Annotated in this window: 17 protein-coding genes; 6 read left to right on the top strand and 11 right to left on the bottom strand. The window is 72.6% G+C overall.

Going from position 1 to position 24,755, the window contains the following annotated elements; all coding sequences use genetic code 11:
• Positions 1-2: 2 nt before the first annotated feature.
• From CIK06_RS18405 to CIK06_RS18355, 11 genes are all read right to left on the bottom strand, one after another.
• Positions 3-7,469, bottom strand: a complete 7,467-nt coding sequence (locus CIK06_RS18405) for a non-ribosomal peptide synthetase (protein WP_095565878.1) — start codon at positions 7,467-7,469, stop codon at positions 3-5.
• A gap of 48 nt (positions 7,470-7,517) precedes the next feature.
• Positions 7,518-7,712 carry an MbtH family NRPS accessory protein gene (locus tag CIK06_RS18400; RefSeq protein ID WP_095565877.1) on the bottom strand — a complete coding sequence of 65 codons (195 nt, stop codon included), beginning with the start codon at positions 7,710-7,712 and terminating at the stop codon, positions 7,518-7,520.
• 2 nt (positions 7,713-7,714) lie between these two features.
• Complete coding sequence (locus CIK06_RS18395; RefSeq protein WP_095565876.1) at positions 7,715-8,578, bottom strand: [LysW]-aminoadipate kinase; 864 nt, start codon at positions 8,576-8,578, stop codon at positions 7,715-7,717.
• 7 nt (positions 8,579-8,585) lie between these two features.
• The gene (gene argC, locus CIK06_RS18390; protein WP_095565875.1) at positions 8,586-9,605 is read right to left on the bottom strand and encodes an N-acetyl-gamma-glutamyl-phosphate reductase; all 1,020 of its coding nucleotides are present in this window, start codon (positions 9,603-9,605) and stop codon (positions 8,586-8,588) included.
• Positions 9,602-9,775 carry a lysine biosynthesis protein LysW gene (locus tag CIK06_RS18385; RefSeq protein WP_095565874.1) on the bottom strand — a complete coding sequence of 58 codons (174 nt, stop codon included), beginning with the start codon at positions 9,773-9,775 and terminating at the stop codon, positions 9,602-9,604. The genes argC and CIK06_RS18385 overlap by 4 nt, the downstream gene beginning before the upstream one ends.
• Before the next feature lie 14 nt (positions 9,776-9,789).
• Positions 9,790-10,740, bottom strand: coding sequence for a transketolase family protein (locus CIK06_RS18380; protein WP_095565873.1), 951 nt, complete (start codon positions 10,738-10,740; stop codon positions 9,790-9,792).
• On the bottom strand, positions 10,737-11,567 hold the full coding sequence (locus CIK06_RS18375; protein ID WP_095565872.1) for a transketolase: 831 nt from the start codon (positions 11,565-11,567) through the stop codon (positions 10,737-10,739). The genes CIK06_RS18380 and CIK06_RS18375 overlap by 4 nt, the downstream gene beginning before the upstream one ends.
• A complete protein-coding gene (locus tag CIK06_RS18370) occupies positions 11,564-12,880 on the bottom strand; it encodes a DegT/DnrJ/EryC1/StrS aminotransferase family protein (protein WP_095565871.1) in 1,317 nt (438 codons plus the stop codon). The genes CIK06_RS18375 and CIK06_RS18370 overlap by 4 nt, the downstream gene beginning before the upstream one ends.
• A gap of 19 nt (positions 12,881-12,899) precedes the next feature.
• Positions 12,900-13,922 (bottom strand): BtrH N-terminal domain-containing protein, encoded by a 1,023-nt coding sequence (locus CIK06_RS18365; protein ID WP_095565870.1) that lies wholly within the window; start codon positions 13,920-13,922, stop codon positions 12,900-12,902.
• Positions 13,912-14,499: a hypothetical protein gene (locus CIK06_RS18360; RefSeq protein ID WP_095565869.1), complete on the bottom strand. Its 588-nt coding sequence runs from the start codon at positions 14,497-14,499 to the stop codon at positions 13,912-13,914. The genes CIK06_RS18365 and CIK06_RS18360 overlap by 11 nt, the downstream gene beginning before the upstream one ends.
• Positions 14,500-14,647: 148 nt before the next feature.
• Positions 14,648-15,379, bottom strand: a complete 732-nt coding sequence (locus CIK06_RS18355; protein ID WP_095565868.1) for a sulfotransferase family protein — start codon at positions 15,377-15,379, stop codon at positions 14,648-14,650.
• Between the two features lie 226 nt (positions 15,380-15,605).
• Here CIK06_RS18355 and CIK06_RS18350 point away from each other — a divergent pair, with 226 nt between their 5' ends.
• From CIK06_RS18350 to CIK06_RS18330, 6 genes are read left to right on the top strand one after another with little or no spacing between them, the layout of a single operon-like run.
• Positions 15,606-16,484 carry a RimK family alpha-L-glutamate ligase gene (locus CIK06_RS18350; protein WP_095565867.1) on the top strand — a complete coding sequence of 293 codons (879 nt, stop codon included), beginning with the start codon at positions 15,606-15,608 and terminating at the stop codon, positions 16,482-16,484.
• Complete coding sequence (locus tag CIK06_RS18345; RefSeq protein WP_095565866.1) at positions 16,481-17,635, top strand: M20/M25/M40 family metallo-hydrolase; 1,155 nt, start codon at positions 16,481-16,483, stop codon at positions 17,633-17,635. Before CIK06_RS18350 ends, CIK06_RS18345 begins: the two co-directional genes overlap by 4 nt.
• On the top strand, positions 17,632-17,865 hold the full coding sequence (locus CIK06_RS30190) for a hypothetical protein (protein ID WP_198347935.1): 234 nt from the start codon (positions 17,632-17,634) through the stop codon (positions 17,863-17,865). The genes CIK06_RS18345 and CIK06_RS30190 overlap by 4 nt, the downstream gene beginning before the upstream one ends.
• Complete coding sequence (locus CIK06_RS18340) at positions 17,790-20,909, top strand: non-ribosomal peptide synthetase (RefSeq protein ID WP_095565865.1); 3,120 nt, start codon at positions 17,790-17,792, stop codon at positions 20,907-20,909. Before CIK06_RS30190 ends, CIK06_RS18340 begins: the two co-directional genes overlap by 76 nt.
• A gap of 6 nt (positions 20,910-20,915) precedes the next feature.
• Positions 20,916-23,519 carry an acyl-CoA dehydrogenase family protein gene (locus tag CIK06_RS18335; protein ID WP_095565864.1) on the top strand — a complete coding sequence of 868 codons (2,604 nt, stop codon included), beginning with the start codon at positions 20,916-20,918 and terminating at the stop codon, positions 23,517-23,519.
• The gene (locus CIK06_RS18330) at positions 23,519-24,730 is read left to right on the top strand and encodes a cytochrome P450 (RefSeq protein ID WP_198347934.1); all 1,212 of its coding nucleotides are present in this window, start codon (positions 23,519-23,521) and stop codon (positions 24,728-24,730) included. The genes CIK06_RS18335 and CIK06_RS18330 overlap by 1 nt, the downstream gene beginning before the upstream one ends.
• Positions 24,731-24,755 lie beyond the last annotated feature (25 nt).

The raw sequence follows: 24,755 nt of genomic DNA, 5'->3' as shown, positions 1-24,755 counted from the left end.
CCTCAGCCCTCCTGGCTCTCAGCCGTCTTCTGATCCACTGCGACCATCCGCAGCTCGCTGGTGTAGCGCTGGCCGTCGGCGTCGACGAGCCAGGCCTGGTCCGGTTCCGGCAGCATCTCGACGACGGTCACCGTCGCCTCGTCCCCGGCACGGTGGCGACAGCGCCGGACCGACCGGGAGATCAGGTCGATCGACACGGGGCTGGTCAGGTCCGCGTAGATCGGCTTGCGCTCGCCGGTGAACCGGAGGAACGCGTGCCGGGGCAGGCCGTGCCCGGTCACCCAGGCCCGGGCCTGCAGGTACCGGGTTCTCTCGTCGGCCGTGCCGGCGAACGTGACGTCGGCGGCGGCGAACGTCCACCGCTCCCGGGCGACCACGAGATCGTCGATGGCGACGCGCGGGGTGTACGCGGCGGCCGGCACCGGGTCGAAGCTGTTGACGATCACGCTGATGATCAGGTCGCCGAGGACCGGGAGCAGGTCGCGCTCGAAGGTCCCGTCGCGGCGCCGGACCCGCAGCCCGGTCGAGGAGGTGATCACGTCGCAGTCGCCCACCGCCAGGGTGGTGGCCGGGTCGTAGCCGTTGGCGTCGTGCGACCAGACGAGCCGCCGGTCGCCCGGGGACACCAGCGCACCGGCCTGCCGGGTGGCGCTGCCGCCGATCTCGGCCGTCTCGGCCTGCCAGACGACCGGTCCGGCGAGGTCGTGCCGCATTGCCGCGTGGTAGCCGTCCGGATCGTCGTGCAGCTCCAGCCACGTGCCGTAGCGGGCGGTGACCCTGCTGGGGTGCACCTCGCCGAGCACCCAGGTGAGCCGGCCGCCGGCGGCGGCGTCCGCCCCGGCGATCATCAGGTCCGGGCTGTGGAACACGGCCGTCGGCCACGGCCGCGGCGGGGCCGGGAACCGCTCGGCCGCCCGCCGCCGCAGGTCGGCCGAGCGTAGCTGGACCCGTCGGGAGCCCTCGGGCAGGTCGAGGATCGCCGACCAGCGTTCCTGCAGCGCCGTCACGGCGGGCCGGATGAGGGCCGCCGACCGGTGGAACAGGGCGTCGTTGACCAGCAGCCACAGGTCGGCGAACGGCACCACGTCGGTGCCGAGCGCGGCGGCCCGCTTGCGGTAGGCCGCCTCGAAGTGGTCGGTGTACACCTCGGCACAGGCGCCGAGGAACCATCGGGCGCTGTCGAGCACCAGCGCCAGCGCCTCCCGGATCCCGTCCAGCGTGTCGGCGCCGAGCCGTACGGTGTCGGCGCGCAGGCATTCCTCGTAGGCGACGGTGCGTCCGGCGTACAGCTCGCCGGCGCGTCGGGTGGGCGGGACGCCGGCCAGGCGGGTGAAGGTCGCCTCCAGGTCGGCCATGGCCGGGGCCAGCCGTTCCGGGTCGCCGGCCGCGCCGGCCAGCTCGTCCCGGGCGGCGGTCAGCTCGTCGAGCGCCCGGGTGGCCGCCGTCCGCACGCCGTCGTCGGTGACCCGCGCCAGCAGCGACCGCATGGTCCGCTCCGGATGGATGTCGGGCGGGGAGATTTCGACCTGCCAGGCCAGCCGGCGCTGGTCGGCCAGCCGGGCCAGCACGGCGAAGACCTCGTCGGCGTCCCGCAGTCCGGCCGACCCGTCGGCGAGCGCCAGGTCGGCGACCGCCCCGGCGTCGCGCGCGCCGTCGACGGCCCGCAGGACCGCCGCCTCGGCCGGGCTCAGCGGCACCGGCGGCGCCAGCGGCACGCGAAGCTGGGTGCCGTCGAGGCCGACGAACGGCATCTTCCGCGGTACGAGCCAGGGGCGCAGGGCCGTGCCGTGGTCGGCCAGGATCGCGGCCACCGCCCAGCCCTCCAGGTACGTGATGCGATCGGCCAGAAATCGTCCCGCCGGGTCCGGCGTGATCCGGATGCCGGTGCCGTCGTCGATCCGCGACCAGCCCACCGGGCCGAAGAAGCCGATGGTGTCGTTCTTGGCGCAGTACCGCTGCAGGTAGCTCGCGATGAGCGCCTCGTGCTGGCGGGTCTTGGTGTCCCGCTTGGCCGGCGCCGGGCCGCGCCGGACGACCGGGTCGAGCCCGGTCGTCAGCGCGTGCCGGTTCTGCCAGGCCACCGCCTCGCGCAGCGCCGGCCGGCTGGCGACCGCGTGCAGGGTCGCGGACTGGCGGCGCAGCGCCGCGGTGAACTCGGCGCGGTAGGCGGCCCTGGCCGGCTCGCCCGCGGCGAGCGCGGCGTCGGCCGGCTTGTGGGCGGCGTCCGCGGCGTCGGCCGGCCCGCCCGCGGCGAGCACGGCGTCGGCCGCCGCGGCCAGGTCGGCGGCGCCGAGGCCGGCCAGCAGGTGGGCCGGGAAGCCGGCCGCCCGCAGGCAGAACGTCCGCCACAGTGCCCAGTCGCCGTCCAGGTGGACCAGGTGCGGTGCGAGCTTCCGGCCCGGCGGTGGTTGCGGGGCGTCGGCGCGGTACGCGCGGCGGTCCCGGCGGCCGATGGCGGCCGGCCGCGCCGGTTCGGTCCCGGCCCGCTCGCGCGCGGCGTCGATCGCGGCGGCGCAGTCGACGAGCGTGGGCTTCTCGTAGAAGGTGGCCATCCGCAGTTCGACGTCGAACACCTCGCGGATCCGGAACATCAGGCGGGAGGCCAGGAGCGAGTTGCCGCCGAGGGCGAAGAAGCTGTCCTCGCGGCCGATGTCGCCGTCGGACGGGTCGTGGGTGGGCAGCAGCCGCCGCCAGGTGTCGGCCAACCGCTGCTCGGTGTCGCCCCGCGGCGGGGTGACCGGCCCGCGGGTCTGGACCTCCGGCGCGGGCAGCGCGGCCCGGTCGACCTTGCCGTTGGCGTTGAGCGGGAACCGGTCCAGGGCCCTGAACCCGGTGGGCACCAGGTACTCCGGCAGCCGACCGGCCAGGAAGTCGTGCAGCGACGCCGGCCGCAGGGTGCCAAGGTCGACGCCGTCGGCCGGCGTCACGTACGCGATCAGGTGCCGTTGCGCGCCCTGGCCGGCCACCAGGACGACCGCGTCGCCCACGTCCGGATGCGTGCGCAGGACCGACACGACCTCGCCGGGCTCCACCCGGAAGCCACGGATCTTGATCTGGTCGTCGGCGCGGCCGACGAACTCGAGGACCCCGTCGGCGCGCCAGCGGGCCAGGTCCCCGGTCCGGTACAGCCGCGTGCCGTGCCCGGTGGGATCGGGCACGAAGGCCCGCGCGGTGGCGGCGGCGTTGCCGACGTAGCCGCGGGCGAGGCCCTCCCCGCCGGTGAACAGCTCGCCGGTCACGCCGATCGGCACCGGCTGGCCGCTCTCGTCGAACAGGTGCACGGTGGTGCCCTGGATCGGGCGGCCGATCGGCATCGTCGAGGCCACCTGGTCCGGGTCGGTCACCACGTGGCACGTGGTGAACGTGGTGTTCTCGGTCGGGCCGTACCCGTTGACCAGCGGCCGGTGGTCGCGGGCCGACAGCACGGCACGCACCGTGCCGGGGCTGAGCGCGTCGCCGCCGGCCAGCAGGACGGGTACGCCGGCGAGGGCCGCCACATCCGCCTCGGCCAGTTGGTGGAACAGGCCGGCGGTGAGCCACGCGACCGTCACGTCGGCGGTGCGCAGCAGGGCGGCGATCTCCGGCAGCCCGAGCGGGCCGGGTGGCGCGATCACCACCGTCGCGCCGGTCAGCAGCGCGCCCCACAGTTCCCAGGTGGAGGCGTCGAACGCGACCGGGGCGAAGTGCAGGAGCCGCTGGCCCGGGCCGAGCGGGGCGAACGCCGGGTCGTGGACGAGCCGCACCACACCGCGGTGTGGCACGGCGACACCCTTCGGTACGCCGGTCGAGCCCGAGGTGAAGCTGATGTAGGCCAGGCTGTCCGGGTGGGACAGGTCCGGTGGCGGCGTCCGATCGTCGGCGGCGTCGGGCTCGGCGCGCTCGGCGGCGTCGGTGGGCTCGGCGTCGGTGGCTCCGGCGTCGACGCGCACCGTGTCCACCCCGGGGATCTCGGCCAGGTCGGTGGACCGCGTCGCCAGCAGCAGCCGGGCGCCCGCGGCGGCGATCATGGCCGCCACCCGGGGCGCCGGGCTGCCCGCCTCGATCGGCAGGTACGCGCCGCCGGCCTTCGACACGGCCAGCAGCGCCACCACGAGGTCGGGGCCGCGCTCGATCGCCACCGCGACCGGCACGTCGGCGACCACCCCGCGCCGGCGCAGCCGAGCGGCCAGGGCGTTGCTGCGCCGGTCCAGCTCCGCGTAGGTCATGGATTCGGCGCCGAACACCAGCGCCGTCGCGTCCGGCCGGATCGCGACCTGGGCCGCGAACAGGGCGGGGATCGTCCGGCCCGGCCCGGCCTCGGGCACCGCCGGCCCGCGGCTCCAGCGTTCCAGCAGCCCCGACTCGTCGTCCGGGATGAGCCGCAGCCGGTCGGTCGCGGTGTCCGGTCGGGCCAGGGCGTCGGCGAGCAGGTTCAGGTAGTGCTTGGCCATCCGGGACATGGTCGAGGCGTCGAACAGGTCGGTCGAGTACTCCCAGATCAGGTTCAGGTCGTCGTCCTCGGGCCGGGACTCCCGGCCCACCCGCTGCGCCCCGCGCGGCACCACGATGATGTTGAGGTCGGCCTTGGCCGAGCCGTTGGCCCGCTCGGTGACCGCGCCGGTGAGGCCGCCGAAGTCGAGGTCGGGCACGGCCGAGTCGTGGAAGCTGAACATGACCTGGAACAGCGGCAGCCGCGAGGAGTCGCGTTCCGGCCCGATCGCATCGATCACCGTGTCCAGCGGGGTTTCCGACCATGCCAGCGCGTCGAGCACGGTCTCCTGGACCTGGCCGAGCAGGTCGCTGAACGACATCCGGCCGTGCGGCCGGGTCCGCAGGACGACCGTGTTGACGATCATGCCCAGCAGCGGCTGGAGTTCGGGCAGGCTCCGGTTGGCCATGCCGGTGCCGACCAGCAGGTCCCGCTGCCCGGTGTACCGGTGCAGCAGGGCGGCGAAGGCGGTGTACATGGTCGAGAACAGCGACACCCGGTGCTGCCGGCTGAACGCGCGCAGCGCGCGGGCCAGCTCGGCCGGGACCTTGATCCGCGGCGCCGCGCCGCGCAGGCTCATCACCGGCGGTCGCGGGTGGTCGGCCGGCAGCTCCAGCCGGTCCGACGCGCCGGCCAGCCGGGTGCCCCAGTGGTCGACGTGGGCCTTCAGTACGTCGCCGTCCATCCACTCCCGCTGCCAGATCGCGTAGTCCGCGTACTGGACGGCCAGCTCCGGCAGGGGCGACGGCCGGCCGGCGGCGAACGCCGGATAGAGCGCCGACAGCTCGGACAGGAACACCGCGAGTGACCAGCCGTCGTGGATGAAGTGGTGCTCGACGTGGACGAACGTGTTCTCGCCGTCCCCGTGGCGCAGCAGCAGCCAGCGGGCCAGCGGGGCGCTGGTCAGGTCGAACGGCCGGGCCAGTTCGGCGGCGACCACGTCGTCGGCCCGCTCGCGCGGCACGTCCAGCACGCGCAGCGGCGCGGCGACGCTTGCGACCGGCCGCTGCACCGCGACGCCGTCGATGCTGACGAAGGCGGTCCGCAGCATCTCGTGCCGGCGCACGATCTCGTCGAGCGCGGCGCGGAAGGCCCCGGTGTCCACGTCGCCGTGCAGCGACACGGTGGCCTGGAAGTTGTAGGCGATGTTGTCCGGGGCCAGCTCGGTGAAGAACCACACCCGTTTCTGCTGGAACGACAGGGGGATCGGCCGGTCGCGGTCGGCCCGGGTGACCGGCGGCGGGGCCGGTGGGGCCGCAAGGTCCAGGTCCAGGCCGCTGTCCACCCCCGCGCGGCCGGTCCGCTCGTCGACCAGGTCGGCGAACGCGGCGATCGTGCCGGCGCAGGCCAGCTCGGCCAGGCTGAGCTTCGCGTCGAGTTCGGCGGCGATCCGGGTCGAGAGCCGTCCGAGCAGAAGCGAGTTGCCGCCGAGGGCGAAGAAGTCGTCGTCGGCGCCGACCGCCACGCCACCGAGCAGGTCGGACACGATCCCGGCCACCGCGCCCTGGGTCCGCGTGCGCTGCGGCGCCGCCACCGAGGCCAGGCCGGCGGCCACCCGGTCGGGTTCGGGCAGCGCGTCCCGGTCCACCTTGTCGTTGGCCGTCATCGGCAGCGCGGGCAGCACGACGACGGCCGCCGGCACCATGTATTCGGGCAGCCGGGCCGCCACGAACGCGATCAGCTCGGCCGGGGTGGCGTCCGCGGCGACGTAGGCGTGCAGCACCGGGTCGGCGGAGCCGGTGCGCCGGGTGGCCACGTAGGACTCCCGGACGGCCGGATGCTGCCGCAGGACGGCCGCGATCTCGCCGGGCTCGATCCGGAAGCCGCGGATCTTGACCTGGTCGTCGAGCCGGCCGAGGTATTCGAAGACCCCGTCGGGCCGGCGGCGGACCAGGTCTCCGGTGCGGTACATCCGCTGGCCCGGGACCGTGACGTCGGGTACGAACGACCGCGCGGTGGCGGCCGGCTCGTTCAGGTAGCCCCGGGCCACGCACGCGCCGGCCAGGCACATCTCGCCGGGCTCGCCGTCGGGTACCGGGTCGAAACCGTCGAGCACGTAACAGCGCACGCCGTCCAGCGGTACGCCGATCGGCGGCGGCACCGGGCCGCCCGCAGGCACCGCGGTGGTCGTCGCGGCCACCGTGCACTCGGCCGGGCCGTACACGTTGACAAGGGTGAACGGCAGGCCGGGTGACACGCCGCGCTGCAGCGCGGAGCCGCCGGTGTGCATCCACCGCAGCGTGGTGTGCGCCGGCCACGGCAGGTCGAGCACCGCCTCGGCCAGCGGCGTGGGCAGGAAGGTCGCGGTGATCCGCTCGTCGGCCAGCCAGCCGACCAGGTCCGGCGGCGAGGCGCGCACGGCCGCGGGGGGCACCACCAGCGTGCCGCCGGCCGCCAGCGTCGGCCAGGTGTCCCACACCGAGACGTCGAATCCGGGGGCGCACAGCAGCGTCGTGCGGTCCCCGGGGCGCAGGCCGAAGGTGTCCTCGTGCCAGCGCATGAGGTTCGCGAGGCCACCGTGGCGGACCGCGGCCGCCTTGGGCCGCCCGGTCGAGCCCGAGGTGAAGATGACGTAGGCAAGCGCCTCGTCGTCCGGTCGCGGGACCGGCAGGTAGCCCTCGACGGGCGCCCGCGCCAGGTCGACGACCTCGGGATCGCGCAGCTGCACGCCGGCCGACAGCAGCGGCCCGGTGGTGATCACCGCGGCGGCCCCGGACAGGCCCAGCAGCTCCGTGGTCCGCGTGCTCGGATGGGCCGGATCGAGCGGTACGTAGGCCGCGCCGGCCAGCAGCACGGCCAGCTCGGCGACGACGATCTCGGCGGACCGGTCGACGTAGACGGCGACCACGTCACCCGGTCGGACCCCACGCCGGGTGAGCCGGGCCGCCAGGCCGCTGGCGTGTCCGGCCAACTCCAGGTACGTGAGTTGCCGGTCGCCATCCTGCACGGCGATCGCGTCCGGCGCCTGGATGATGCGGGAATGGAACTGGTCGAGGATCATCAGGCACGCTCTCTTTGGTGGTGGCGGCTTGATCGGTGGTGCCGGGGGTCAGGCGCCCGACGCCATGGCGCGGCGCAGGCTGAGCGGACGCATGTCGGTCCAGATCTGTTCGATGTGGGCCAGGCAGTCGGCCTCGGGGCCGCGGAAGCCCTCGCCGCGCCACCCGGCCGGCAGGTCGCGGTCGGCGTCCCAGATCGAGTACTGCTCCTCGTCGTTGACGACCACGAGGTAGGTGCGGTCCATCGTCAGTTCCCCTTTCGTGCGGAGCGGCCGGCCGCCGACAGGGCGCCGGCCATGGTCACCGTTGTTCCGGACCCGGCCAGAGCCCGGCTGATCGGATCGGGCACCCGTCCGTCGGCGATCCGCACCGACGGCACCCCGCCGGCCAGGGCGTCGCGGGCGGCGATGAGTTTGAGCGCCATGCCGCCGCCGGCGACGGATCCGGGTGCCCCGGTCGGGGGCACCTCGTAGCTGCGCTGCACGCTGCTGTCGTCCCCGGGATCGGCGAGCACGCCCGGCGCGCCGGTCAGCAGCACCAGCCGGTCGGCGCCGAGCGCCACCGTGAGCGCCGCCGCCACGCGGTCGGCGTTGACGTTCACCGCCCGGCCGTGCTCGTCGATCGCGGGCGGCGAGACAACCGGCACGAAACCGGACCGCAGCAGGCCGTCCAGCAGTCCGGTGCGGACGGCGACGATCCGGCCGCTGTGGTTGTCCCGCACCAGCACGGTGCGGCCGTCCACCACCGCCCGGAGCGCCCGTTTGCGGCTCGCCCGCAGCATGCCGCCGTCGAGGCCGGTGAGGCCGACGGCGGGCACCCCGAGGCGGGACAGCGTGGCGACGATCGCCGGTTTGACCGCCCCGGCCAGCGCGAGCACGACGACCTCCAGCATCGCCGGATCGGTGTACCGGGCCGACACCCCGTCCGGGGCGACCAGGGTGCGCTGCGGCACGCCCAGCCTCCCGGCCAGCCGGGCGATCTCGCCGGAGCCGCCGTGCACCAGGACGACGGACTCGCCCCGGTCGACGAGCCGGGCGACGTCGGCGCAGACGCCCGCGGAGTCCACCGCCGGGTTCCCGCCGCACTTGACGACCGTCAGCACTCTGGTCACGGCTCTCCTAGGCGGGGTGCAGGCCGGGGAAGGACAGGCCGAGGGTCTCCGGCCAGTCCATGCGGATGTTCAGGCACTGGACCGCGTTGCCGGCGCCGCCCTTCATGAGGTTGTCCAGCGCCGCGATGGTGATCAACCGGCCGGTGTCCTCGTCGAACGCGAACCCGACGTCGCAGAAGTTCGAACCCGACAGGATCTTCGGCTCCGGGTACCGGTACCGGCCGCGCTGCTGCGCGACCAGCCGGACGAACGGCTCGTCGCGGTAGCGTTCCCGGAACGCCTGGCGTACCGCCTTCCCGTCGACGCCCGGCTTCGGGGTGACCTGACAGACCGTCTGCACGCCGCGCACCGCCTCGACCCCGGTCGCGGTCATGGTGACCCGCACCCCGACGTGCCGGGCGATCTCCGCCTCGTGCCGGTGCCCGGTCGGCGCGAACACCCGCATGGCCCCGCTGCGGAACGCGTGCAGGTTGCCCTCGCCGGCGGTGGCGCCGGATCCGCTGGACCCGGTGCGCGCGTCCAGGCGGGCCTCCGGTCCGATCAGGTCCCGGATCGGGTGCAGCGAGAGCACGCCGGCCACGGCCATGCATCCGGGCACGCTGACCAGGTCGGCGGCGCGCAGCCGCTCCCGGTGCAGCTCGGGAATCCCGGGAACGAACTCGCCGAGCAGGTGCGGCGCGGCGTGCGGGGCGCCGTAGTAGCGCTGGAAGACCTCGGCGTCGGCCAGCCGGAAGTCGCCGGTGAGGTCGATGACCTGCTTGGTGTGCCCGATCCAGCGGTCGATCTGGGTCATCGCGGCGCCGTGCGGCGTGGCCAGGAAGACGGTGTCCACCTCGTCCACCTCGTCCATCGAGCAGAACAGCAGGTCGGTGGCGGATCGCAGGTTCGGGTGCACACCGTCGACCCGTTTGCCGGCGAACCGGGAGGAGACCGCGGCCGTCACCTCGACCTCGGGGTGGCCGACGAGCAGCCGCAGCAGTTCCCCGCCGATGAACCCGGCCGCGCCGACAACAGCGACGCGGATCACTCGCCCCAGTCCTCTTCGACCTCGGGGGCGAGCGCGAGCACCGCCGGACTCAGGGCGACGATCTCCAACTCGTTCCGGCACCCGGCGCACTCGACGATCTCGTTGAGGCGTACCGAATCGTTGATCGGCACCTCGTCCGCGCACTCCGGGCAGGCCGATTTGGTGGTCATGGCGTGACGTCCCTTCACTGGTGGGTCCCGACGCGAGCCGTCGCGTCGAGTGCGGTGCGGACCGTGGTCACGATCCGTTCCGCGGTGATGTCGTAGTGGCTGAGCAGGTGTTCCTGGTTGCCGACCGCATCGACGAACCGGTCCGGCATGCCCAGCCGCAGGACCTTCGTCGGCGCCGCCTCGGCCAGGGCTTCGGTCACCGCGCCGCCGAGGCCGCCGCCGCGCCAGTGCTCCTCGACCGTCACCACGAGCGCGGCCGGTCGCGCCGCCTCGATCAGCGTCGCGGTGTCGAGGGGGCGCACCGTGTGCAGGTTCAGCACGGTGGTGTCGACGCCGTACCCGGCGAGGGTGTCCGCCGCGGCGAGGCAGGCCAGCGTCGGGTAGGGGCCGCAGCAGGCGAGCACCGCGTCGCCGCCGGATCGCAGCGTCTGCGCGCGACCGATGACCGGGGGAGGGGCCGCGGGCAGCGGCGGCGACGGCTTGCGGTCGAGCCGTACGTAGAGCGGCCCGGCGAGGCTCAGGCTCTGCGCCACGAACGCCTCGGTGGCCGCCGCGTCGGCCGGCACCACCACGGTCATCCCGGGCAGCACCCGCAGCACGGCGAGGTCCTCCAGGGCCTGGTGGGTGGGGCCGAGGTGGCCGGCGGCGAGACCGCCGTGGGTGGCCATGATGCGCACCGGCAGCCGGTTGTACGCGATGTCGATCTTGATGGCCTCCAGCGCGCGTGAGGTGGCGAACGCGGCCATCGTGTTCACGAACGGCATGCGCCCGCAGGCGGCCAGTCCGGCGGCGATCCCCATCAGGTTGTGCTCGGCGATGCCGAGGTTGAGGTACTGGTCCCCGGCCGCGGCGGCGTGCTCCGGGCGGAACAGCCCGGTGTCGGTGTCCAGGCAGATCACCTCCGGATGCCGGTCCAGCAGCGAGAGCAGGCAGTCCCGGTACGCCTCGCGGGCCGCGCGGCTCATCGGGTGGTGTCCGGGACGGCGAGCGCGGCGAGCGCCCGGGCGTGGTTGCGCGGCGACAGCGTCACGTAGTGGCTGCCGGCCCGGCCGGCGAGGAACGACAGCCCGTGTCCCTTGACCGTGCGGGCGATCAGCACGCTCGGGCGGCCCGGCTCCCACGGTGCCGCGGCGAGGTGCCCGGCCAGCCCGGTCGCGTCGTGCCCGGCCACGTCGCGGACGGCCCAGCCGAAGCTGCGCCAGCGTTCGGCCAGCGGTTCCATCGGCGCGATCCGCTCGGCCGGGCCGGTCAGTTGCAGCCCGTTGCGGTCCACGACGGCGACCAGCCGGTCCAGCCGCAGCGACGCGGCCGCGATCGCCGCCTCCCACACCGAACCCTCCTGCAGCTCGCCGTCGCCGAGCAGCACGAAGCTGCGCGAGTCGCGGCCGGCGTACCGGTGGGCCAGCGCGAACCCGCAGGCCAGCGCGAGACCGTGGCCGAGCGACCCGGTCGGCAGCTCGACGCCGGGGACCGCGCGCACCGGGTGGCCCATCAACCGGCTGCCCGGCCGGCCGTATCCGGCGAGTTCCCGCACCGGGAAGAAGCCCCGTTCGGCGAGCGTCGCGTACAGGGCCAGGGCGGCGTGGCCCTTGCTGAGCAGGAAGCGGTCGCGGTCCGGGTGGTCCGGGTGCCGGGGGTCCACGTTGAGCACGGAGAAGTACAGCGCGCTGAGCACCTCGACGCAGGAGAGCGCGCCGCCGAGGTGGCCGCCCTCCGGCCCCGCGCACATGTCGACGATGTGCCGGCGGATGCGGGTGGCGACCGCCTCCAGCGTGTCCTGGGCCGTGGTCATGACGCCGCCGTCGCGAGTGTCGCCACCGTGTCCCGGTTCGCCCAGACCTTCTCGAACGCGTCCGCGTACAGGCCGAGCAGCTCGCCCGATCCCGGATTGAGGTGCCGCTTCTGGATGGTGAGGGAGTCGGCGATGATCGCGCGGGCAACCGGGTGGTCCGCGTCCCCGTCCCCGTCCGCGTCCGCGCCCGGGGCCGGGTCGCCGGTCACGGCCCACGGATAGCCGGCGCCGAACCCGACGCGCTCGACGAACACCTTCTGGTCGGGCAGCGGCATGAGCTGGTACTGCGACATCGGCACGCCCTCGGCGCGCAGCAGCCGCCGCAGCACCGAGCGCAGCGCCTCCGGCCGTACGTCCTCGCAGAGGCCGAACCCGGCCCGCTCGAACCGGAACCGCAGGATGTGCCAGGCGTGCGTGGTGTCCGGGAGCGCGGTCGGTACGCGCAGGCCGGGCAGCGGCGCCAGCCGGGCGAGGAACTCGGCGACGTTGCGTTGCCGCTGGCGTTCGTACCCGTCGAAGCGGGCCAACTGGGTGGTGGTGAAGGCGGCCTGGATGGCGTTCATCTTGTGGTTCCAGCCCAGGCCGTGCGACACGTAGTCGCGGTCGCGGCCACTCTCGATCACCTCGCCGAACTGCCGGGCGCGGCGGACCGCCTCGGCCAGCTCGGCGCGGCCGGTGACCAGCAGGCCACCCTCGCCGCAGGTCGGGATGTTCTTCGTGACCTGCAGGCTGAACGCCCCCGCGACGCCGATCCCGCCGACCGGCCGACCCCGGTACGTCGCGCCGGGCGCCTGGGCCGCGTCCTCGATCACCGCGAGGCCGTGCCGGCGTGCGATGTCCAGGAGCCGGTCCATGTCGGCGGGCGCGCCGTGCAAATGCACCGGGATGATCGCCGCGGTTCTCGGCGTGATCCGGCGCAGCACATCGTCCGGGTCGAGGTTGAAGGTGATCGGGTCGACGTCGGCGAACACGGGAGTGGCCATCTGGTGTACCGGCGCGAGCCCGGTGGCGATGAAACTGAGCGCGGGCACGATCACCTCGTCACCCGGTCCGATCCCGAGCCCGGCCAGCGCCAGGGACAGCGCGGCCGTACCGGTGGAGACCGCGACGCAGTGCTCGAAGCCGAACCGCTGCGCCCAGTTCTGTTCGAGGGTGGCGACCGGGTTCACGCCCTGGGTGTTGGACACCAGCCGGCCGCCGTCGAGCGTGTCGAGGACGGCCTTGCGGTCCTCGTCCTCGATCAGCGGCCATTCCACGCCGCGCCGGTTCTTCGGTACGGCGGCCGTGCCGCCGAACGCTGCCAGCTTGCTCATCGCTGCCTCTCCGGGGTGGTCAGATCGCCGCGCTGAGGGCGTCGACGGCGTACGCGTACTTGCCACGCAGCACGGTGGCGTGGTGAGCGATGTCGGCGGCGACCGCCGGGGCGTCGGCGATCCCGTGCGCGCCGGTGATGCGCAGCCCGGTCCAGGCGTGGGCGACCGCCTCGACGGCCCGTCCGGCCCCGGCGAGGGCCGGGTCGCCCCACTCCCGGCCGCAGCGGCGCAGGAGTTCGCCGTGCAGCGACGCCTGCGCCTGCATGCCCCAGCCGAACGGGTACAGCTCGCGCAGCGCGGCACCGTCCCCGGCGCGGCACCGGTCGACCAGTTCCCCGGCGAACGCGTCGAACCCGGCGAGACCGGTGCGGGCCGCGGTGGCCGTGGTGAAGTTGTCGACGTCGATGCGCAGGTAGCCGTCGAGCAGTTCGGGGGTCAGCGGCGCGGGCGGGGCGTCCAGCCGGACGTCCAGACACCGCCGGCCGATCCGCGAGTCGCTGAAGAACGCGTCCTGCACGTCGGCCGGGTTGGCCGAACCCCAACTGTTCAGGAACTCGTCGATCGGAACCGGACCGCGGTAGGCCGGCGGCATCGCGTCCGAGACGTACACGAGCCCGCGCTCCTCGTCCAGGCCGTAGACCACCACGAGGTGAGCGGCGTGCACGTCGCCGTAGGCGGGCCGGAACGGCAGGTGGAAGTTGTCCACCGCGGCGATGACCGGCTGGTCGCGGGCCAGCGACCCGCGGATCTCCCGCCACACGTCGTCCTCGTCGGCCGGCTGCCACCAGCGGGCCCGCAACCGGTGGTGCGGGGCCAGGGCCGCGCCCAGGTCGCCGTCCGGGCAGGGGTAGTAGAACTCGTCGAACCGGACGTCGCCGGGCAGGTGCAGGAACCGCCAGCCCGCCCCGAGCACGGCCAGCGGGTCGGCGCCCAGCCGGGCCACCAGCGTGCCGAACGTGGCCTGCAGGCAGCTGATCAGGTCGCGGTACCACAGCTGCGGCTGCGCGGTCAGGTAGGCCCGGGCCGTCACCTCACCGGTCATGATCGGCTCCGTGTTGGAGGGTGACCGCGAAGATGTGCATCGCGACGTTGCGCGGCAGGCGGATGCCGACGAGGTCGGCCCGCCGGGTGACCGGCACCCGTTGGGCCCACATCAGCGCCGGCACGCCCCGCTGCACGTGGTGCGGGTAGTGCATGACCGGGCTCCGGAACGCCAGGAGTTCGCCGAACCAGGCCGGTGCGGCCCAGAAGTCGGAGACCCGCAGCGACTCGGCGTCGACCGGGCCGTCGCTGAAGCTCAGCTCCACGGTGTCCTCGCAGCGCCGCTCGGCCGCCGCCAGGACGTGCACCCAGTCGTAACGGCCCTGCGTCACGGCGATGAACTGTCCCTCGCAACGGATGTTGTCCGGGCCGGCGCACACCGGCGGGAACCGGAAGGGCACGCCGGCCACGTGGACGAGGCTTCCGCCGGCCGGCAGGTGCTCGGCGGCGAAGGAGTTGCCCCACACGTTGAAGTGACCGGCCTTCGTCGCCGTCGCCGACGAGATGGCGGTGTTGTTGCGGTGACCGGATATGTCGACCGGATCGCACCGGTGGGAAACGGCGCTGGAGACGAGCATGTCTCTCCCTCACTGGAACGCTCTGCGGTGGCACCAATCTATTCCGTTGAATCACTGGTTTCGTCCGCGTGATGATTACCATCGGCGCCTCGATTGCGCTTCCGACGCAGTCTCCGGGTAATCCGGCTGACTATTTCCACCGCGGTGGTCAGGGCCGGATCGCCGCCGCGCGCAACCGCTCGTAGTACGGCAGGTGGTAATCGAGGTAGCCCCGCAGCACCGGATTCGCCTCGACCACCGCGGCGGCGTCGCCGGCCTTGCGTTCGAAGCCCGCGGTCCGGCTGGTCGACCGGTGCCACCGGCCGGTCGCCTGCCACTCCGGTCGCATCCCCGGCCGCCAGCTCAACGCCTCCGGCACGAACGGGATGCCCACCGCCGCGCAGTACGCCCGCACGGTGTCCCGCGGCCGGTCCAGCAGGTCGTCCGAGTCGATCACGGTGGGCGTCCCGCCGGTGGCCGAGCGCACCGCGTCGAAGACCTCGTGCAGCCAGGCGAAGCCGATCTCGTCGCGGCCCAGGTCCGGGTTCAGGGCGAAGTGCGAGGCGATGGCCTCGCTCGGGTGGCGGATGATGAACGTGTGGGTGGCGGCCCGCAGGAAGGCCCGGTCGGCCAGCAGCGCCGGATAGTGGAAGTCCATGGTGTCCTTGAAGAACACCGGCCGCCCGGCGGCGACCGCGCGCAGGGCGTCGAGCACCTCCTGCTCGGTGTGTGCGACCCGGTCGCCCACCTTCGCCTCGCCGAAGTCGACCACCTGGGAGAACGGTTCGTGCACCACGAGGTGATCGTTGCGCTCCGCCATCATCCGGGCGAAGGCGGTGGAGCGGCTGCGCGGCGCGCTCCACAGCGCGAGCACCGGTATCCGTTCGGGTGCGTCTTCCATCTGATTCCTTCCGCTTCCTTCCGCTTCCTTCCGCGGTGACGCATTGAACATCCTCCATTGTCGTACGGCTCGGACACGGATCGGGTAAGCGGAACACGTAACCCGTGGACGGAAATGTCAATGCAATGCGTCGCCCCGGCTGAACCTCGCGCGGACGCGTTCGGGATCCGGCCGTCCGTAGCGTCACGAGGCAGCCGAATCATGCCGTCCCATTACGGAGGTCTTGGTGCCATCGATACCAGCGCGCCCCGACGACGGCCGGATCGCCGTGTTGGCCAGTCGGGTCGGCGCGGACGAGAAGCGGCTGTTCGAGGCGTTCGATCGGCGTGGTGTCGCCTTCGACCAGGTCGACACGCGGCGGCGTTGGTTCGCGGCCGGGCAGCGCGACCTGCCCTGGCGGCTCGCGCTGAACCGGGAGATCGGCCAGGTCCGGGCCGAGTACGCGGCCCGTTGCCTCGCCGCCGGCGGCGTCGACGTGGTCAACAGCGCCGAGGCGACCGCGGTGTGCGGGGACAAGTGGCGGACCACCATGGCGTTGCAGGCGGCCGGACTGCCGGTGCCGCGCACGGCGCTCGGCCTCACCCCCGCGGCCGCGCTCGACGCGCTGGAGGTCATCGGCTATCCGGCGCTGGTCAAACCGCTGGTCGGGTCGTGGGGCCGGCTCGTGGTCCGGCTGCCCGACCGCGCGAGCGCGGAAGGCGTGTTCGAGTACGTCGCGGCGCTGCCCGGCCCTCAGTCGCACCTCGGGTACGTGCAGGAACTGGTCGACAAGCCCGGCCGGGACATCCGGGCGATCATGGTCGGCGGTGAACTGCTGGGCGCCGTCTACCGGGTCGGCGAGGCGTGGCGGACCAATGTGGCGCTCGGCGGGCGGACCCGGCCGTGCGAGCCGACGCCCGAGATCACCAAGCTGTCGACGGACGCCGCCGCCGCGGTCGGCGCCGACATCGCCGGCGTCGACCTGATCGAGGACAGCGACGGCCGGCTGCTGGTGCTGGAGGTCAACCACCGGGTCGAGTTCTCCGGCTTCCAGGCCGCGTTCGGCGAGCGTGTCGACGTCGCGGACCGCATCGTGGAACACCTACTGGAGCGAGGGCGCCGATGAACTTCGCATTCACCGCGTCCGGCGCGGTCACCGAGACGTACGCCGTGGGCCTGCTGCGCGGGATGCTGGAGGTCCCGTCGCCCTCCTATCAGGAGCGCGCGCTGGCCGACTTCCTGGCCGACGCCATGGCGGTCCTGGGTTTCCGGTCGCACATCGACGCGGTGGGCAACGTCATCGGCGTGATCGAGCGCGGCGAGGGACCGACCGTGATGCTGCTGGGACACCTGGACACCATCCCGGGCGAGATCCCGGTCCACTGCGAGGACGGCAAGCTGTACGGCCGGGGCGCGGTCGACGCGAAGGGTCCGCTCGCGGCGATGATCTGCGCCGCGGCCAGCGCGGTGGACTTCCCCGGCCGGCTCGTGGTCGTCGGCGCCGTGGAGGAGGAGACCCCGTGCTCGCGCGGGGCGATGGCGATCCGGGTCACCCACGACCAGCCGGACGCGTTGATCGTCGGCGAGCCGAGCGGCTGGTCGAGCGTGGTGCTCGGCTACAAGGGCAAGCTCGACCTGCGCTACACGGTCAGGCTTCCGTCGACCCACCCGAGCAACCCGGCGCCGAAGGCCTCCGACCTGGCGGTCGCCTGCTGGACGGCGCTGGTGGACCTGCTCGGGCCGGACGCGAGCCTCGGCGTGTTCGACCGGCCGGGCGCGACGCTCTGCCAGCTCAACGCGGATTTGACCGCGGCGACCGTCGATTTCAGCATCCGCACCCCACCGGGCCACGACGCCGATGCGCTGGTCCGCGACCTGCGGGACCGCCTGCCGGTCGGCGACATCGAGGTGCTGAACTCGGTCGCGGCCTGCCGCACGAACCGGTCCACGCCGGTGGCGCGCGCGCTGACGTGCGGCATCCGGCGGCTGCACGGCCAGCCGCGGTACGTGGTGAAGACCGCCACCTCCGACATGAACACCCTCGCCGAGGTCTGGGACATCCCGATGGCCACGTACGGCCCCGGCGACAGCCGGCTCGACCACGCCGACACCGAGCACATCGTGTTGTCGGACTACCTGCGCGGCATCGACGTGCTGTCCATCGCCCTCTCGGAGCTGGCGCACCTGCCCGTCCGGTCGGACGGCGACCAGCACACCGGTTCCCGAGAAGACGCTCCGTCGATCGATGCGACCAACCTGAAGGGGAGCTTCGCGTGAGCTCAGAGGTGAGATCAGTGCCGGAGAGCGCCGCCGGCAGCAAGAAGCAGTCGCTGGCCGCGATGTTGACCAACGCGCGGTCGCGGATCACCGACGGGCCGCGGCCCCGCCAGGATCGCGACAACGTGCCGCTGTCCTACTCGCAGAACACGTTGTGGTTCGTGGACCAGCTGCAACCGGGGAGACGACCTACAACGTCGCGTTCGCGTTCCGGCTCGACGGCGAGCTGAACGCCGACGCCCTCGCCGCCACGCTCGCCAGCATCGTCGTGCGGCACGAGGCGCTGCGCACCTACGTCCTGGTCGAGAACGACCAGTACTTCCAGGGGATCGTCGAGGATCCCGAGGTCGTGCTGGAGCGGTCGCACGCGGACTCCGAGACCGAGGCGAACCGGATCCTCGCCGAACTCGCCGAGACCCGGTTCACGCTGACGGCGTTCCCGCTGTGGAAGTTCGATCTGGTCACCGTCCGTGACGATCTGCACTTCCTCAGCGTGGTCTTCCACCACATCATCTTCGACGGCGTGTCGTCGGCGATCTTCTTCGACGAACTCGTGCGGGAGTACAACGCGCGGCGGGTCGGCGCCGTACCGGAGATCAAGCCGCCGGCCGTCCAGTTCGCCGACTTCAGCGCGTGGCAGCGCAAGCGCCTGCAGGCCGGGGCATGGCAGGCCAGCGTCGACTACTGGACCGAGACGCTGCGCGACGTCGAGGTCATGGACATACCCGGCGACCGTCCGCTGCCACCCGAGGCGACCTACCCCGGCAGCTCGGAGTCGAGCGAGTGGAAGGGCGTCGCGGGCGACGTCAAGCGCCTCGCCCTGGCCCTGTCGACCACCCCGGCGACGGTGTTCGCGACGGCGATGGCCTGCGTGTACCACCGGTACTCGGGATCCGAGGACGTCATCTTCGGGATGCCCAACGCGAACCGCGGCGAGATCGAGACCGAGCGGACCATCGGCTTCTTCATCAACATGCTGCCGCTGCGCTGCCCGGTCGCACCGGACGAGACGTTCCGGGAGTGCCTGGCGCGGGTCCAGCAGCGGCTGCGCGGCGCCCAGGCGCACGGCTACCTGCCGCTCGAGGAGATCATCGCGCACACGAACGTCCAGCGGGACTCCTCGCGGTCGACGCTGCTGCAGTACACGCTGACGATCAACGAGTGGACCGACCAGCTCCAGCTCATCGACGGCGTCAAGCTGACCGACATCCTGCCCAAAACGACCCGGGCGAAGTTCTTCCAGCAGTGGACGCTCAACCAGGACGGTGAGGACCTGGACGTCAACACCGTCTACAACACCGACATCTTCGACCTGGCGACGATCCAGACCATCCAGCGGGTGTTCGTCGGGTTCCTGCGCCGGGCGCTGGCCGCGCCGGACGTCAGCATGCAGCGGCTCTGGGACTCCGACGAGGAGTCCCGGGAGCTACAGGCCCGCCTCGGCGTCGGCACCCGCGCGCCGGTGCCCACCGGCAGCGTCTTCGCGCACTTCCGCGACGTCGCCGACGCGCACGAGCACCGCGTGGCGGTCAGCACCCCCACCGCGCAGCTGACCTACGGGCAGCTCCTGCGCCGGGTCGACCTGCTGCGCGCCCGGTTGAGCGCGGCCGGGGTGGGCGCCGGCAGCCGGGTGGGTGTCGCGCTCGAACCGTCGCCCGACTTCCCGGCGGCCGTGCTGGCCCTGATGTCGCTGGGCGCGGTCTACGTCCCGATCGACGCGATGAACCCGCGCGGCCGGATCGAGGCGATCATCGACAACGCCGACCTGTTGCACGTGATCTGCGACGCGACCACGGCCGGGATCTCCCCGGCGCTGGAGTGGCGGCTGCCGGCCGAGGACGAGCCACCGGCGCAGCAGCCGGAGGTGGCCCGCGGCCAGGACGCGGCGGCCTACCTGATGTACACCTCGGGCAGCACGGGCACGCCCAAGGGCGTGCTGATCAGCCACGACAACATCCTCGGCTTCATCCGCAACGTCCAGGTGCTGTTCGAGCTCTCGCCGCAGGACCGGGTCCTCGGCTACGCGTCCTGCGGTTTCGACGTCTCGATCTTCGAGATGTTCGGTGCGTTGCTCAGCGGCGCGTCGCTGCACCTCGTGCCGTCCGCTCAGCGGCTGAGCATGCCGGATGTCCAGCGGTTCCTGCAGGAGCGCCGGATCACCGTGACCGACCTGCCGCCGTCGGTGATGAAGCTGCTCGATCCGGCGCCGCTGGATGACCTGCGCATCGTGTTCGTCGGCGGCGAGGCGTTCTCCCACGAACTCGTCCGGGCGTGGGGCAGGGGCCGCCGCATCTTCAACGGGTACGGCGTGACCGAGTGCACCGTCACCAGCATCGTGAAGGAGCTGCGGGAGCCGCTGTCGCCGGCCGCCCTGCCGATGGGCGGGCCGATGGACAACCACACGGCGTACGTGCTGGACGACCACCACCGGCCGGTACCCCAGGGGGTCATCGGGCAGCTGGCGCTCGGCGGCGTCGGCCTGACGTCCGGCTACTGGCGCCGGGACGAGGACAACCAGAAGAAGTTCGTCGCCGACCCGATCGGTCCCGATCCGACGGCCCGGGTCTACCTCTCCGGCGACCTGGCACGGCTCAACGGCGACGGCGAACTCGTCTACGTCGGGCGGCGCGACCGACAGGTCAAGATCAACGGCGTGCGGATCGAGATCGGCGAGATCGAGAGCGTGGTCCGCGCGGCCGACGGGATCAAGAACGTGTACGTGCAGGTCCGACCGGACGGGGATCAGAAGCGGGTCGTGGCGTACTGCGCGACCGGGGTCGGCGGCACCGTCTCCGAGGCGGTGCTGCGGGAACACTGCCGCAAGCGCCTGGTGTCCACGATGCGGCCCAGCAGCTTCGTGCTCATGGACGAGCTGCCGATCAACGCGAGCGGGAAGATCGACGAGCGGGCGCTGCCCGCCGTCGGCTTCGACGCCGTCGTGGAGTCCGCGCCGGTGGAGCAGCTCAACGACATCGAACGCACGATGCTCACCGAGGCGTTCGGGCCGATCCTGGGCCGTGTCGACTTCTCCAAGACCACCAGCTTCTTCGACCTGGGCGGGACGAGCCTGCAGGCCGTCCAGCTGATGTCCAAGATCAAGAAGCTGTTCAGCACGACGATCTCCCTGGTCGTGTTCTTCAACGATTCGAGCGTGCAGAGCATGGCCCTGGAGGTCGAACGGGCCCGGCTGGCCAGCCTGTCGCCCGAGGAGCTCGAACAGGCCATCGAGCGGATGAGCGAAGAAGACGTGGCCCGACTCCTGGTCAGCGAGTAGGCCGGCATGGATGACGGCAAGCGCCTCAGCACCTACCTCGGTGCGAGGTCGACGGCGACCGCCGTACCCGGCCTCGTGGAGATGAACCAGCCGGAACACCCCGAGCGGGTCCTCCTGTTCGCACACCCGGTCGGCGGCAGCCTCCTCGCGCTCCAGCCGCTGGTGCGCAGACTTCCCGACTACCGGTGCCTCGGGCTGGAGGCCTCGCTGGAGGTCCTCGCCGACGGGGAGCCGGCCCCGTCGATGCAGGATCTCGCGCGGTGGTACGTGACCGGGCTGGGCGAGCGGTGCGCCGACATCGACATCGTGTGCGGCTGGTCGTTCGGCGGCGGCCTCGCCTGGGAGATCGCCTGCCTGCTGGCGCAGCAGGGGGTCCGCCCGAAGGTGGTCCTGGTCGACTCGACGTGGCAGTTCAGGCAGTACCGGGAGCCCACGCCGAGCCAGCAACTGCGGCAGTTCGTCAGCGACGCGCTGAGGTCGGGCGGACAGCACGGCGAGTGGCTGGTCGACTCGCCGGCGGCGGCCGCCGAGGCCCTGGGCATCGACATGGAGACGTTCGCGGAGCGCTTCGAGATCTTCGCGCGCAACTCCCGCATCATCGGCACCTGGTGGCCCACGACCGGCGATCTCGACATCGTCTCGATCCGCGCCACGAAGTCCTCCACATCGGACTGGCGGGAGATGACCTCGGGCGACGTCGACTTCCAGGACCTGCCCGGCGGGCACTACGACCTGCTCAACGACCCCGAGAACCTGTCCGCCATCGAGAAGATCATCCGGCACGACGTCCCGGACCCGGGCCGGCTCGCGGACCCGGGCATGGACGTCGGGACCGCCGCGCCCGACCTGTTCGCGTCGCTGACCGAGCTGATCGGCACGGCCCGGTGGCGCGACCTCGTGATCCGGTCCCGGCGGATGGACGGGGAGGCGATCGCCGAGGCGTACCGGGAACTGGGCCGGCGTGGGCTGCTCACCCCGGACTGGCCGCGCGAGTTCGGCGGATCGGGGGCGCCGACGGGGGTGAGCGTCGAACTGTTCGAGCGGTTCATCGCGACCGGACTGCCCGACCTGGTGTACGCGCTCACCGTGCAGATCGTCGGCTACTTCGTGCTGAAGTCCGGCTCCGACCGGCTGAAACGCGAACTGCTCCCGCGCATCAGCCGGGGTGAGGAGTTCGCCACCGTGCTCTACAGCGAGCCGGGCGCGGGCAGCGACCTCGCCGCGCTGCGTACCCGGGCGCAGCGCCGCGGCGACCGGTACGTCATCAACGGCGTCAAGGTGTTCAGCATCTACAGCGACATCTCGGGTTCGGCACTGGTGGCCGCGCGCACCGGAACGGACGGCAACAGGTACGACGGCATCACCCTCTTCGTCATCGACCTGGCCGCGCCCGGCGTGACCGTCGAACTCGTCGAGACGATCCAGCCCGAGCGGATGTGCCGGGTGACGCTGCGCGACGTCGAGGTCGAAACCTGGCGCCGGATCGGTGCGGACGGCCGCGGGTGGGGACTGCTGGACGGCGCCCTGGCCATCGAACGCACCGGCATCGACCACGTGGTGCGGGCGGCCCGATGGCTGACCGCACTCCGTGTGGCCACCGGCCGACCCGACGAGCTCGAGTTGCTCGAGGGGCAGGTCGAGTGCGCCACGACGGTGGCCCGCGCGGCGACGGAGGTGTTCCTGCGCCCCGATGTCGCGGCGACCGAGACCGCCGTGCCCAAGCTGTACACGAGCGAGACCTGCCAGCAGGTCGGGCACGAGGTACTGCGTCGCTGGCGGACGCTGGCGGACCGGACCGACCTCGACGACCTCGTCCGGGAGGAGCTGTACTCCGGACTCACCGAGTCGCCCGGGCTGACGCTGTCGGCCGGCTCGTCGGAGATCATGCTGTCCACCATCAGGGCGGACCTCGGCGAGGAGTTCTCCCGCCGCTGTCGGGACATCCTCCGGCGCTTCGGGCCGGAGCTGGTGGACACCCTGGTGGAGGTCCTCGAACCGGTCGGCGCCGGCGTCCGGGCGCAGCCCCTGTTCGCGTACTGCCCGGACCGCCGCGCGGCGCTGGCGGACGCCCTGGCCGAGCTGGGGTTCGACCGCATGGAGCGGCCCGAGGACGAGGGCGGTCTCGGGCTCGGTCTCACCGCCGGGTCCGCGATCAGCCTGAGCCTCGGCTACCTCGGCTTCGAGAACGCCTACCGGCCCGGCCCGGCCGGTTCCCGCGAGGACCGCGTACGCCACGCGGCCTACGTGCTGGGTCTCGGCGTCGGGCTGTTCCGCACGGCCTGGGAGTACGCGGCCGGCCGCGAACAGTTCGGCCGGCGCCTGGTCGACCTCGACGCGTTGATGTTCCCGCTGGTGCGCTGCTACGCCGAGCTGCACGCGGTGGGCACGCGGCTGTACGAGATCGCGAACACCGCGGCGCGGCTGGACGAGGGCACGCTGCGGCGGTTCGAGCTGGTCCAGCAGGACGCGATGGTCCGCCTGGTACGCGCCGCGATGCAGGTCATGGGCGCCCGAGGCATCACGGCGTGGTCGGTCGCGTCGTGCTTCTACATGCGGTGCGCGGAGAACATCGGGCTACCCGACCCACTGTCAGGCAAGGAGATGTGCTGATGCGAGTGGATCTCGACGCTCCCGGAGCGTGGGACCTCTACGACGAGTCGCGGTATTCGGGCCAGGGCATGCACGCGCTCTGGCGGGAGATGCGCGCGCGCGATGGACTCCACCACCAGGTCACCCCCGACGGCCAGGAGTTCTTCGCGGCGGTGCGGCACGGCACCGTCCGGGAGGTGCTGAGCAACCACACGGCGTTCTCCTCGGCGTACAGCACGATGCTCAGCGTGCGCGGCGACGGGGATGTCGCGGCCGGTGCGGCGATCCACCTCACCGACCCGCCGGTCCACTCCGAACTCAAGCGCATCTTCACCCCGCTGATGACGGTGCCGGCGACGCAGCGGCTCGCGCAGGGGATCGAGGAGCGCATGCGAGAGCTGTTCGACACCGTCCGGGGCCGTGAGTCGTTCGACTTCTGTGCGGACATGGTCACCCTGCCGATGACGGTCACCGGTGCGCTGATGGGCATTCCCCCGAGCGAGTGGCCGCTCACCGGCCGGGCCACCGTACGCGCGATGGGCGCGACGGACGCCGCCGAGTCGGAGTACCAGCGTCGTGTGAACCTCTTCGAGGCCCACACGACGATCATGACCGTGCTCGGGGAAGCCCTGCAGGAGCCTCCGGCGGACGACACGGTGATCGGCCGGTGTCCACGGACCACCGGCGCGGTCGAGGACCCGGACCGGGACGTCGCGTTGCTGAACGCCTACGCGTTCCTGATGGGGGCGAACCCGACCATCCCCCAGACGATCAACCAGATGTTGATCATGTTGGCCCGCGACGAGGACCTGTGGTCCTGGTTCACCCGCCAGGACCGCACGGAACAGACCTTTGTGGACGAAACCCTGCGGTGGGCGAGCCCGATCAACCACGTGCTGCGGCGTACCACCGCCGACGTGACGCTGGGCGGAACCGAGATCCGGGCCGGGTCGTTGGTCACCGCGTGGCTCGGCTCGGCGAATCGCGACGAAGAGGTGTTCCCGGAGCCGTTCCGGTTCGTCCCCGACCGCTCCCCGAACCAGCACACCGCGTTCGGGTTCGGTGTTCACCGGTGCATAGGCCAGCATGTCGCCGTGGCCGGGATGAAAACTTTCTTCGACCTCTGGCGTGAGAACGTCCGATCCGTTTCCCTTGCGGGTGAGCCCAGGCATCTCGTGTCGAACTTCCTGAACGGCGTCGTGAGCCTGCCGCTCTCGGTCAGCTGGAAATAGGCGGCGCCCACGCCGCGGGAAGAAG

Origin of the sequence: Plantactinospora sp. KBS50, assembly GCF_002285795.1 — a bacterium.
Classification (GTDB): Bacteria; Actinomycetota; Actinomycetes; order Mycobacteriales; family Micromonosporaceae; genus KBS50.
Note: the sequence above shows the minus strand (reverse complement) of the source record. Positions and strands in the feature narration are given on the sequence as shown.

Coding starts and splice junctions, on each gene's coding strand:
- CIK06_RS18405 (WP_095565878.1), bottom strand. CDS start 7,469: ATGATCCTCGACCAGTTCCATTCCCGCATCATCCAGGCGCCGGACGCG.
- CIK06_RS18400 (WP_095565877.1), bottom strand. CDS start 7,712: ATGGACCGCACCTACCTCGTGGTCGTCAACGACGAGGAGCAGTACTCG.
- CIK06_RS18385 (WP_095565874.1), bottom strand. CDS start 9,775: ATGACCACCAAATCGGCCTGCCCGGAGTGCGCGGACGAGGTGCCGATC.
- CIK06_RS18380 (WP_095565873.1), bottom strand. CDS start 10,740: ATGAGCCGCGCGGCCCGCGAGGCGTACCGGGACTGCCTGCTCTCGCTG.
- CIK06_RS18375 (WP_095565872.1), bottom strand. CDS start 11,567: ATGACCACGGCCCAGGACACGCTGGAGGCGGTCGCCACCCGCATCCGC.
- CIK06_RS18370 (WP_095565871.1), bottom strand. CDS start 12,880: ATGAGCAAGCTGGCAGCGTTCGGCGGCACGGCCGCCGTACCGAAGAAC.
- CIK06_RS18365 (WP_095565870.1), bottom strand. CDS start 13,922: ATGACCGGTGAGGTGACGGCCCGGGCCTACCTGACCGCGCAGCCGCAG.
- CIK06_RS18360 (WP_095565869.1), bottom strand. CDS start 14,499: ATGCTCGTCTCCAGCGCCGTTTCCCACCGGTGCGATCCGGTCGACATA.
- CIK06_RS18355 (WP_095565868.1), bottom strand. CDS start 15,379: ATGGAAGACGCACCCGAACGGATACCGGTGCTCGCGCTGTGGAGCGCG.
- CIK06_RS18345 (WP_095565866.1), top strand. CDS start 16,481: ATGAACTTCGCATTCACCGCGTCCGGCGCGGTCACCGAGACGTACGCC.
- CIK06_RS18335 (WP_095565864.1), top strand. CDS start 20,916: ATGGATGACGGCAAGCGCCTCAGCACCTACCTCGGTGCGAGGTCGACG.
- CIK06_RS18330 (WP_198347934.1), top strand. CDS start 23,519: ATGCGAGTGGATCTCGACGCTCCCGGAGCGTGGGACCTCTACGACGAG.